At 62.9% G+C, this 11,155-nt stretch carries 8 protein-coding genes; 4 read left to right on the forward strand and 4 right to left on the reverse strand.

What is annotated here, in order from left to right:
• The first annotated feature begins 12 nt into the window (after nucleotides 1-12).
• Complete coding sequence (locus VGM61_RS19160) at nucleotides 13-1,851, forward strand: family 43 glycosylhydrolase (protein WP_331524530.1); 1,839 nt, start codon at nucleotides 13-15, stop codon at nucleotides 1,849-1,851.
• A 338-nt stretch (nucleotides 1,852-2,189) separates the two neighbouring features.
• Entirely contained in the window at nucleotides 2,190-5,018 is a 2,829-nt protein-coding gene (locus VGM61_RS19165) for a TonB-dependent receptor plug domain-containing protein (protein WP_331524531.1), read from the forward strand.
• A gap of 4 nt (nucleotides 5,019-5,022) precedes the next feature.
• On the opposite strand, the gene VGM61_RS19170 is transcribed toward VGM61_RS19165, so the two are convergent.
• A complete protein-coding gene (locus VGM61_RS19170; protein WP_331524532.1) occupies nucleotides 5,023-5,532 on the reverse strand; it encodes a hypothetical protein in 510 nt (169 codons plus the stop codon).
• Nucleotides 5,529-7,874 carry a TIM-barrel domain-containing protein gene (locus tag VGM61_RS19175; protein WP_331524533.1) on the reverse strand — a complete coding sequence of 782 codons (2,346 nt, stop codon included), beginning with the start codon at nucleotides 7,872-7,874 and terminating at the stop codon, nucleotides 5,529-5,531. Before VGM61_RS19175 ends, VGM61_RS19170 begins: the two co-directional genes overlap by 4 nt.
• A gap of 149 nt (nucleotides 7,875-8,023) precedes the next feature.
• On the opposite strand from VGM61_RS19175, the gene VGM61_RS19180 reads away from it, so the two are divergent.
• Both VGM61_RS19180 and msrA read left to right on the forward strand, forming a co-directional pair.
• The gene (locus tag VGM61_RS19180; RefSeq protein WP_331524534.1) at nucleotides 8,024-8,482 is read left to right on the forward strand and encodes a nuclear transport factor 2 family protein; all 459 of its coding nucleotides are present in this window, start codon (nucleotides 8,024-8,026) and stop codon (nucleotides 8,480-8,482) included.
• Nucleotides 8,483-8,498: 16 nt separating this feature from the next.
• On the forward strand, nucleotides 8,499-9,011 hold the full coding sequence (msrA, locus tag VGM61_RS19185) for a peptide-methionine (S)-S-oxide reductase MsrA (RefSeq protein ID WP_331524535.1): 513 nt from the start codon (nucleotides 8,499-8,501) through the stop codon (nucleotides 9,009-9,011).
• Nucleotides 9,012-9,018: 7 nt separating this feature from the next.
• Here the strand turns inward: msrA and VGM61_RS19190 are convergent, their stop codons facing one another.
• On the reverse strand, nucleotides 9,019-9,732 hold the full coding sequence (locus tag VGM61_RS19190) for a 2OG-Fe(II) oxygenase (protein WP_331524536.1): 714 nt from the start codon (nucleotides 9,730-9,732) through the stop codon (nucleotides 9,019-9,021).
• A gap of 102 nt (nucleotides 9,733-9,834) precedes the next feature.
• A complete protein-coding gene (locus tag VGM61_RS19195; protein ID WP_331524541.1) occupies nucleotides 9,835-10,962 on the reverse strand; it encodes an MFS transporter in 1,128 nt (375 codons plus the stop codon).
• Nucleotides 10,963-11,155 lie beyond the last annotated feature (193 nt).

Genomic DNA, 11,155 nt, shown 5'->3' on the forward strand with positions numbered 1-11,155 from the left:
CATGCTTTACCGATGACCAGACAACACGCGACACGACAGGCAATGTTCCTTGCCCTGGCCCTGGGCAACGCAGGTTCCGCGATCGCCGGCTCCGACGACACACCGACCGGCCGCACGTGGATCAACCCGATCGACATCGACTACCGCTACAACTTCGAGCAGATGAACGAAGGTATTTCCTACCGTACCGGCGCTGATCCTGCCATGGTTCGTTACGGTGACAACTATTTCCTGTTCCAGACACTGGCCGACGGCTACTGGCAATCTCACGACCTGGTGCACTGGCAATTCACCAGGCCCGACCACTGGCCCTTCGACAGCGTGGTGGCACCGGCCACCCTGGTGACCGACGGCAAGTTGTTCCTGATGCAGTCGGCTGTCTCGCAAAGGCCGCTGATGTATTCCACGGATCCTGCGCATGGGAAATGGCAGTTCTGGACCCGCCAGTTGCCGCCCGTCCCCGGTGCGGTGGCGGAGGGCAACGCCGTGCCAGCTGGCCGCCTGCCGCCGGGCCCCACGGACCCCGGCCTGTTCGCCGACGACGACGGCAAGGTGTACCTCTACTGGGGATCGTCCGATACGTATCCGCTGCATGGCGCGCAGATCGACCTGAAAACCGCCTTTGCCGCGGAAGGCGAGGGCAAGCGGCTGGCCTTCGTGACCAAACCCCAGGTATTCCTGTCGCTGGATCCGCTCCACCATGGGTGGGAACGATTCGGCCAGGATCATACGGCTGGCGACAAGCCCTCCTACATCGAGGGCTCGTGGATGAACCGTCACGGCGATACGTACTACTACCAGTACGCAGCCCCGGGCACCGAGTACAACGTGTACGCCACGGGTGTCTACACCGGCAAGAGTCCACTGGGGCCGTTCACTTATGCACCCTATAGCCCGGTGGGCTACAAGCCTGGCGGATTCGTTACCGGGGCAGGGCACGGCTCGACCTTCCAGGATGCATACGGCAACTACTGGAATACCGGTACTGCGTGGATCGGTATCAACTGGCGCTTCGAGCGCCGCATCGACATGTTCCCGGCAGGCTTCCATAGTGATGGCCAGATGTGGGTGGACACCCGCTTTGGCGATTTTCCGCAGGTCATGCCAGACCACGCCCTGCGTGAAGGCGAAAGCACTTTCGCCGGCTGGATGCTGCTGTCCTACCGCAAGGCCGCTGCTGCATCAGGCAGCCTTGCCGGGCACGATCCTTCCACGGTCACCGACGAAGATCCACGGACCTTCTGGGTTGCCCCGCGCAACGCACCGGGGCAAACGCTTACGGTTGATCTTGGCGGCGCCCGAACGGTTCGTGCCGTACAGGTGAACTATGCCGACTACCAATCCGGCCGGTTCGGCGATGCGCCCGACCTCATTACCCGGTTCAGGCTGGAGGGGTCCCTGGATGGCAAGTCCTGGAATGCGCTTGCCGATTGGTCGAAGGAAAACCGCGACCATGCCAACGCCTATGTGGAACTGGCGAAGGCGGCCAGGGTTCGTTTCGTCCGCTATGTGAACGTGCACGTGGGTGCGAAGAACCTCGCCATCTCGGACCTGCGTGTGTTCGGCCGGGCCGATGGCTCCCCGCCCGCGGCGCCGGTGCTGACGTCGGCACGTCGCCATGCGGACGACCGCGATGCGGATATCACCTGGAAGCCGGTGCCTGGAGCGGTGGGCTACAACGTACGCTGGGGCCTGAAGGCCGACCGCCTGCACTGGACCTACCAGCGGTTCGCCGACCAGCCCACCACGCTTACCCTGCGTTCGCTCAACACGGGCGTGCACTACGTAGTGGCGGTGGAAGCGTTCGATGAGAACGGCGTTTCCGGGCTTTCGCAGGTCCTCCCTTTCTAGCACCTCCCAGGTGCCTCGGGGCATAGGCTTGATGGCCGTAAAGCCGTCCGTAAAAAATTGTTGTATTCGCCGAAATAGCGGAGTAGCGTCCCAATTGCCCGCATGCGCATCGGTCTTCCCCAACCGGCATGTGGCAGGCCACGAGGAAGGCGTGGCTTCGTTTCGTACAGCACTGCCACAACCGTGGAACGCGCGGCCGTGCAATATCGGAGCGTCACTATGAACGTACCCCACTGCACCTGGGTATAGCCGCCCACACGGCTTGTCCCGTGCCGCTTTGCCGCGGCGCTCCTGATCGTCGTCCGCCTTAACTCCCCTACAGGCCTCGGAGATCGCATATGCATACCCTAACGCACGCCCGTGCGCTGCGTCGTCGCGCCCTTGCGACTGCGCTGATGGCCGCCTGCTCCCCGCTGGCGGCCTACGCACAAGCCAACCCGCCGGGCCAAGGCTCCCCCACAGGACCGCAGCCCCAAACCACTGAACTGGCGGCCATCACGGTGACCGGCTCGGCATTGCCGCGCATCGACGCCGAAACACCCTCGCCGGTCACGGTGATTACCGCCGACCAGATCCGAAAAAGCGGCCTTACTACCGTATCGGATGTGGTTCGCGCGGTGTCGGCCGACAACAGCGGATCGATCCCCGCGGCATTCACCGCGGGTTTCGCCGCAGGTTCGTCGGGCGTAGCGCTTCGCGGCCTCACCGTGAACTCCACCCTGGTGCTGATCGATGGCCGGCGCGCGGCAAGCTATGCGCTGGCCGACGACGGCCAGCGATCGTTCGTCGACCTCAACACCATTCCTTCCAACGCCATCGAACGCATCGATGTGTTGAAGGACGGCGCTTCATCGCTGTACGGGGCCGATGCCATTGCCGGTGTGGTGAATATCATCCTCAAGCCAAGCTTCACCGGTGTGGATGCCACGGCGGATGTCGGCACTTCGCAACATGGTGGCGGCACCACGCGCCGCGCCACGGCGTTGATGGGCACGGGCAGCCTGAAGGACGATGGCTACAACGCGTACCTGAGTGTGGAATACCAGAAGGACGATGCCATTGGCGTGGGTCAGCGCGGGTTCCCCTTCAACAACGCCGACCTGAGCCGCATCGGCGGCAATAACCTCACCGCCGGCCAGCCATCGCAGAACTCAGGCTCGTTCTGGGGCACGGTGACACCCGGTACGCTGGGCACACCCGGCGACATCACCACGGGCGTTCCGAACCCCGGTGCCGTGGCCCAGCCGCTGGTGCCTTGCGGCCCAGGCGGCACGCTGGTGACCAATGATCCATCGAACCCCGGCAGTTACTGCTCGCAGAACCAGGCCCTGTTCGGGCAAATCCAGCCGGAAATGAAGCGGACAGGCGTCTATGGCCGGTTGACGATCAAGATTTCAGACAACACCACTGCCTATATAGGTATGAGCTACTACGACACCAAGACCATCGTGCGCGCCGTGCCGGCACAGATCCAGACCAGTACGCCCAACAACACTAACTCCATTGCCCTGCCTGTGACTTTAAGCAATGGCCAACTCAATCCGTACAACCCATTCGCGGCGGCCGGCAACGTGGCCCTGCTCAACTTCGCCTTCCCGGATATTCCCGGTGGTGCGAAGAACGACAACCACAACCTGCGCTTCGTCGGCGGTGTGCATGGACGCTGGGGCGAGTGGGACTACGACAGTGCGCTGGTGTTGAACCACACGTCGCTCGACGTGGACAACATCGGCTTCCTCAACTATGCGGCACTCATCAACGACATCAATACCGGTGCCTACAACTTCACCAACCCGGGGGCCAATTCCCCGGCGCTGCGCGCGGCACTGGCGCCTGTCCTTAGCAAAACCTCCACCAGCGACCTGCAGTCGCTCGATTTCCGGGCGTCGCGTACGCTGGCGGACCTGGGCGGCGGCGCGCTGGGACTTGCCACCGGTATCGACCTGCGCAAGGAGCGCCAGGACGATCCGGACCTCAATCCCAACCTGGCGGCCCAAGGCCTTGGCGTTGCGCACACGCAAGGCCACCGCGTGGTGCGGGGCGCGTACGTTGAGCTGGATGCGCCGTTCCTGGAAAGCCTTGAGGTGGATGCCTCGGGACGCTTCGACCGCTACTCCGATTTCGGCAGCAATTTCTCGCCGAAGGTCGGCATCAAATGGAAGCCCATCGACCAGATCGCCATTCGCGGCACATGGTCGAAGGGGTTCCGCGCGCCAAGCTTCGCTGAGAATGGATCCAGCCAGGCTGAAGGTTTCGCCACCTTTACCCCGCCGTCGGATTTCCAGGATGCCCATGGTGGCAGTGGTTACGTGCAACCGTATCCGCTGGCGTTCCTTACCTCAGCCAATCCACGCATCCAGCCGGAGAAATCGAAGAGTTTCACCCTGGGCGTGTTGCTACAACCCTGGGACCGCTTCAGTGCGTCGGTGGATTACTACCAGATCAAGAAGACCGGTGTGATCGCCCAGCAGGATCCGAACGCGGTACTGGATGCCTACTTTGCCGGCCTGCCATTGCCGCCGGGATCCTCCATCGTGGTTGATGTCCCGGACCCGGCCGCACCCACGGCGCTGCCGCGGCCGATCGTGGTGGATGCTCCCTACGTGAACCAGAACTCGCTCAAGACCCAGGGCGTGGACCTGGACCTTCGTGCCAATGCCGACTGGGGCGCGATGCACTGGGATTCGGATTTGAGCCTGACCAAGATCATAAGCTGGACGCTGACCTTGCAGGGCGGTTCCAAGGAGCAATTCGTGGGGACCCACGGGCCGTATGGTGTGTCCTCCGGTGCCGGCACACCGCGCTATCGTGGTTCGTGGTCCAACAGCGTGACCTTCGGCAAGGCCACCGTCACCGGTACGCTCTACTACACCAGCGGGCTCAAGCTCACCGCGCCGGATGTCGCCGAAGGTTGTTTCTCCACCAACACCATCACGGGGGAGAATTTCCCGCCGAGCTGCCGGATGTCCTCGTTCACGACCTTCGACCTGACGGGAAGCTATGACATCACCCCGAAGATCAGCCTTACCGGTTCCGTGCTGAACGCCTTCGACAAGAAGGCGCCGATCGACACGCTGAACTACGCGGCGCTGAACTACAACCCCACCTACGCACAGCCGGGCGCCGTGGGACGTTTCTACACCGTGGGCGTGAGGGTGAAACTATGAAGTGCTAGAAACCGCCGCGGGCGAACAGCCACGTGCCGTTCGCCTGCCGCAACATCCCGAAGGTACGGTCGGCCTCCTCGTTGCTGTCCACGTCGTAGAACAGCACCCGGAAGGTCAACGTGCCATCGGGGCGTTGCTTCACCGAATGGATATGGCGGATGGACATGCACTTGCCAGGGTCGTGATAACGCGTGGCGCTGATCGCGGAAAGATAGTAAGTGCTGCCGCTGAACCCGGGTACCTGGTACGCGGCCAGGTGTGTCCAGGCATCCCACCCCGGGTAGCAGGCAAGGAACGAAACCACCGGCTCCATGGCAGGTAACGCTTCCTGCCACGAGACTTTGAGGTTCTCGGCCACCGGTGCCTGCTCCAGGACCTGGTGAAGCTCGCGCGATTGCACCTGGGTGGGCTTGGGCGTCGGTGCGGCGGCGGTGGCATCAGCGGCCAGGGCGGTGATGGCGTGACCGGTGGACAGCACGAGCACGGCCGCGATCATGCCCGGAACCGCTCTCATGGTTGCACCTCCCACGAGCCAGGTTTCCCGGCAGGCAGTTTCAGGTACGTGACCTCGCCATATTTGTCCTTGCCGGTCGTCCAGCCGGGGGCTTCGGTGGCACGCAGCACGTGTTCGTCCTTGCGGCGGGTAAGGCCGGCCACGGATGTACCGGCTACGCCATGCACTTTCACCAGGTAATACTTCAGCGGTGCCTTGTACGTGCCTGACCGCGTCCCCGTGGTGAACACCGCACCCTTGCCGCTGCGGCGGGTGGAGAGTGTCTGCGCAAAATACTGGCCTTTTTCGTAGTTATAGTTCGTGCCGTTGTCGTCGTAATAGTTGAAATGTGTTTCGCCATCGGCGGGGAACACGTCCACGTCGAGGTTGACCAGCGGCGTCTGTCCGACGTACTGCACCGGCCCCTGGCTGGGAATGATCGCTCCGTCGCGGATGAATAGCGGAATGTCGCTCCAGCTCTTGGCATCCACCGGCAGGCTGACGGACCTGCCGCCTTCGTACACCTTGCCGTCGAAATAGCCTGTCCAGCGGCCCTTGGGCAGGTACACCTGTTTGCCAATCTGGCCGCCGATCACCACCGGCGATACCAGCAGGTACTGGCCGAACATCCAGCCGTCCACGTCGTTGCGCACGTTGGCGTCGGCGGGGAACTCAAAGGGTAGGGGCCGTACCAGGCCAACGCCGGTATCGTAGGTGGCGCGCTCGTACGAGTAGATATAAGGAATGAGCGAATAACGCAGCCGGATGGCATTCGTTGCCGCGGCTTCCGCCACCGGCCCATAGCGCCACGGCTGGCGTTTCTCGTTCAACGAGCCATGCACGCGGAAGATCGGCGTGAAGGCACCGAACTCGATCCATCGGGCGTAATTCTCGTCCGAGGGACGGCCGACGAAACCGCCGCCGTCCATGCCCCATTTCCATTCGCCCAGGCTGATCGCGCTCAGCATCCGCTCGCGCTGGCTGGACATGCTGTCAAAGCCCGTATCGATGTCGCCGGACCACATGCCGTACGCGTAGCGCTGCGAGCCCAGGTAGAAATTCCGGTTCAACGACCACACGCGCAGTGGCGAATAAGCCCGCTGGCCCTCGTAGAGGCTGCGCTGCATGTTCATGAACTGGTAGTCGTCGCCGGTATCGTCGGCCTCGTCATTCCACCAGGCCACGATGCCGGTATCGAAGGAGTGCTTGAGTACGTCGTTGAAAAACCATGTGCGGGTGTCGGGCTTGTTGAAGTCGACGTCGCGCATCATCTTCAACGAGAAGTAGTCGCCCAGGGCGGGCTTGGCGTCGAACCACAGATGGTGGTCGGTGGCGTAGCGGCCCTGGATGCTATCTACCAGGATGCGCGGCTTCATGATGCCGGCGAGCTTGATGCCCTGGGCGTCAAGCTGAGATTTCAACCGGCCACTGGGACCATCGGGGAATTTCTTCTCGTTCCAGCGGAACTCGCCGTAGTTGTCCTCGCTCCAGGCCTTCCAGTCGAAGTCGAGCGTCATGTTGTCGGTCGGGATCTTCTTCTGCCGGTAGGTCTTGACGATGTCCAGCAACTCCGCCTGGTCGATGCCGAACTGGCTGTTGATGAAGCCCATCGCCCATTTGGGAAAGATCGGCGCCGGGCCGCTGAGCCGTGACAGTGCGCGGAAGATCTCCGGCGGCGTGCCGGTGATCAGGTAATAGGTGAAGTTGCCATCGGGAAAGCCGTCGGCGGTGAGCGTGCCGCCATCGAGGTTGAAGCGTGCGGGCCGTGCATCCACCAGCACGCCGTAGCCCGACGTACTCCAGGCGAAAGGCGCCCCGGCATAGCCCTGCTCACCTGATTTGGCCACTTGCACGCCCTGGCGCAGCAGCCCGGCCTGTGAAGGCTCGGTGGCGAAGTAGCCGCGGATGCCGTAGATGCGGTCCGATGCCGCATGGGTGAGCACGATGCGGCCCGAGGCCAGCGCCGCGGTGTCCGCCTGGGTCAGCAGTGGCTGGCCTTCGGGCGTGGTGAGGGCAAGGGTGCCGGTGGACTTGTCCCAGCGGGCGGTGTACCCGGGCGTTGAGAGCTCCACCGCATGGGCGGTGTCCTGCAGCTTACCCGGCGCCACGGGCTTCGGTGGTGATTTCGGGTCGATCACGAAGGTTGCGGGCTGGGGTGGGGCGCCGGCCCGGGTTACATGCACTTGCAGCACGTTGACGGCTACCGGCCGCAGGGTGATGGTCTGCTTTTCCTGGCTGACGGAAATTCCGCCATCCGCGGCACGGGCCGTGGGAGCGGCATGGACGGGCGGGGTGGCCAGCAGGGGCAGGGTGAGCCCTGCGGCGATCACGAGCAGGTAGCGGCGGACAACGGGGTATCCCATCGGCTTGCGTCCCTAGGCGGTCGAAGGCCAAGGATAGGCCAGGCCGGCGTGACGGGTCGACCCTCAAGCTTGTTTTGACTCGACTTGGCCCATACACAGTGGTGTAGTTGGCACGACACCTTGTGTTCCCACAAAAGGAAGTTGCCACCATGCACCGAGTTGCCCGAAACCTCGTCCTGTCGTGCCTGTCCACCCTGGCCATCGTCCCATCGCTGGTGATGGCAGCCAATCCTACCGAGCAAGCGGTTCTGGCACCGATCCAGGCGCTGTTCGACGGCATGGCCCGTTACGACAAGAACGCCATCCTGGCCGAAGTGCAGCCGGAGGGCAGCGTGGCGCTGCTGCGTGAAGGCAAGGTGGTGCGCATGACGCTTGCCCAGTTCGCCGACCACATCAAGCCATCGAAGGACCGCATCGAAGAACGCATCCACGACCCGGACGTCCGCATCGACGATGACATTGCCATGGTGTGGGCGCCCTATGAATTCCTGCTCAACGGCAAAGTGGTCCACTGTGGGACCGACGTGATCAACCTCGTGCACGAGAACCAGCGCTGGGTGATTTCCGGCATTGCCGACAACAGCCGCAATAACTGTCCGTCTTCATAAAGAGAGGAGAAATACCATGACCGCTACCACCGAACGCGCCGTGCTTGCCGGAGGCTGCTTCTGGGGCATGCAGGATCTCATCCGGCACCAACCGGGGGTGGTCTCCACGCGTGTCGGCTACACCGGCGGCGACGTGAAGGACGCCACCTACCGCAACCATGGCACGCACGCCGAAGGCATCGAGATCATCTTCGATCCTGCGGTAACCAGTTACCGGAAGATCCTGGAGTTCTTCTTCCAGATCCACGACCCGAGCACCGCCAACCGCCAGGGCAACGATCGCGGCACGTCGTACCGGTCCGGCATCTACTACACGACCGATGAGCAGAAGCGCGTGGCCGAAGACACCATCGCCGACGTGGATGCCTCAGGCCTGTGGCCGGGCAAGGTGGTGACCGAGGTGGCGCCCGCCGGGGACTTCTGGCAGGCCGAACCCGAGCACCAGGATTACCTGGTGAATTATCCTACGGGCTACACCTGCCACTTCATCCGTCCGGACTGGAAGCTTCCCGAACGCGCCAAGGCGTGATGCGGGTTTAAGTGGCGTCGTGGAAGATGATGCCCAGCGTGTGCCGGTGGCCTGAACGCAGCCGGCTCACGCCATGGCGCATCTTCACCCGATAGACGCCCCGTACACCCTGTACGGGGCGTTCGTTGACCGGGAACACCACCGCGTCACCCTTGCGCAGGGGCACCACTTCCGCCCGCGATTGCATGCGCGGGCGTTGCTCGGTCAATACGAACTCCCCGCCGGTGAAGTCCACGCCGGGTTCGGACAGCAGCACGGCTACCTGTAGTGGAAATACCAGCTCGCCGTAGAGGTCCTGGTGCAGGCAGTTGTAGTCGCCTTCGCGATATTGCAGCAGCAGTGGCGTGGGCCGCCGCTGGCCGGCGGCATGGCAACGTTCCAGGTAGTCGGCGTGATCGGCCGGAAAGCGTGATGCAATCCCAAGGGCCTGGTTCCATTGATTGGCCACCTCAGCCAGCTGCGGGTAAAGGCTTGTGCGCAGCTGTTGCACGAGGCCGGGAAGGGGGTAGTTGAAATACTGGTATTCGCCCCGGCCGAAGCCATGGCGGTGCATCACGACACGGCTTCGGAAGTGGCGTTCGTCCGGGTACATGCGCGTTATATGGTTGCAATAGCCCGGGGACAGCAGACCAGGTAACAGGGCTACGCCGTGCGTATCGAGCTGGCTGGCAAGGTCGGGCCCGTCATGCAGGTCGTCGTTGGTCAATGCGATGGCGGTCATGGTGGGCTCGCTCAAGTCAGAGTGACGAAAGCGTGCTCCCGCCGCGCCCATCCAGCTATCGGCGATTTGCGATTGAATCTGTCGGCCAACGCTTACGTTCTGTCAGCCTTCGCCGTGGTCAGGACGCTGGCGAAGATCGGGCAGGAACGCCGCCAGCAACCCGATGGCGGGCAGGAACGCGCAGATCGCATACACCGTCTCGATGCCCCACACATCGGCCACTTCGCCCAGTACCGCGGCCCCCAGGCCGCCCATGCCGAACGAGAAGCCGAAGAAGAGCCCGGAGATCATGCCGATCTTGCCCGGGACCAGTTCCTGGGCGAACACCACGATCGCAGGGAAGGCCGAGGCCAGCAGCAGGCCGATGATGATGGTCAGCGGCATGGTCCAGAACAGGTTCACGTGCGGCAGCAGCAAGGTGAACGGCAGCACGCCCAGGATCGAAAACCAGATCACGTACTTCCGGCCGATGCGATCACCGATCGGTCCACCGGCCACCGTGCCCACGGCCACCGCGGCCATGAAGGCGAACAGATGCAGCTGTGCCACTTCCACCGATACTCCAAAACAGTGGATCAGGTAGAAAGTGAAGTAGCTGCTGAGGCTGGCCAGGTACACGTACTTGGAAAAGATCAGCGCAAGCAGGATGGCGATGCCCTTGCGAGCTGCGCCTTTAGGCAGTTCCACCGCGCCGTCGCGACGGCCCGCGCTTTTCTTCAGGCGCTCCAGGCCGTGGTGCTTGTACCAGATACCCACGTTCCACAGGATGCCGCATGAAAGCAGGGCCAGCAGCGCGAAGAAGGCCACGCTGGACTGTCCCCAGCGAACCACGACCACCGCCGCGGCCAGAGGGCCAAGCGCGGAGCCCGCATTGCCACCTACCTGGAACAGCGACTGTGCAAGGCCATGCCGGCCACCGGCGGCCATGCGTGCCACGCGTGAGGATTCAGGATGGAAGATCGATGATCCAAGGCCCAGCAGGCAGGCACCCGCCAGTACCATCGGGTACGAATGGGCGGTGGAGAGCACCAGCAATCCCGCCAGTGAGAATAACGTGCCGCCCGGAAGCGCCAGCGGCGTGGGCTTTTTGTCAGCGTATAGGCCCACAAGCGGCTGCAGGATGGACGCGGTGAGCTGATAGGCAAGGGTGATCATGCCGACCTGGCCGAAGTCCAGATGCAGGCTGCTTTTCAGATTGGGGTAAATGGCCGGTAGAAGCGACTGCATCATGTCGTTGAGCAGATGGCAGAAACTGATCGCGAATAGGATGGCGAAGGTGGTGACGTGGATCGAGCTTTCCACGAAGGCGGTGGAACGTGCGGGTCTCAAAGTCGGATGGGCCTTTGCTTCAATCGCTGGATTGGGCTTGTCCCGGTAAAATAGCGCTCCCCCGGTTCGAAACAACGCTTCTTTTCGGGAAAAC

Origin of the sequence: Pinirhizobacter sp. (assembly GCF_036499745.1) — a bacterium.
Taxonomy (GTDB): domain Bacteria; phylum Pseudomonadota; class Gammaproteobacteria; order Xanthomonadales; family Rhodanobacteraceae; genus Pinirhizobacter.

Coding starts and splice junctions, on each gene's coding strand:
- VGM61_RS19175 (WP_331524533.1), bottom strand. CDS start 7,874: ATGGGATACCCCGTTGTCCGCCGCTACCTGCTCGTGATCGCCGCAGGG.
- VGM61_RS19160 (WP_331524530.1), top strand. CDS start 13: ATGACCAGACAACACGCGACACGACAGGCAATGTTCCTTGCCCTGGCC.
- VGM61_RS19190 (WP_331524536.1), bottom strand. CDS start 9,732: ATGACCGCCATCGCATTGACCAACGACGACCTGCATGACGGGCCCGAC.
- VGM61_RS19180 (WP_331524534.1), top strand. CDS start 8,024: ATGCACCGAGTTGCCCGAAACCTCGTCCTGTCGTGCCTGTCCACCCTG.
- VGM61_RS19165 (WP_331524531.1), top strand. CDS start 2,190: ATGCATACCCTAACGCACGCCCGTGCGCTGCGTCGTCGCGCCCTTGCG.
- msrA (WP_331524535.1), top strand. CDS start 8,499: ATGACCGCTACCACCGAACGCGCCGTGCTTGCCGGAGGCTGCTTCTGG.
- VGM61_RS19170 (WP_331524532.1), bottom strand. CDS start 5,532: ATGAGAGCGGTTCCGGGCATGATCGCGGCCGTGCTCGTGCTGTCCACC.
- VGM61_RS19195 (WP_331524541.1), bottom strand. CDS start 10,962: ATGATGCAGTCGCTTCTACCGGCCATTTACCCCAATCTGAAAAGCAGC.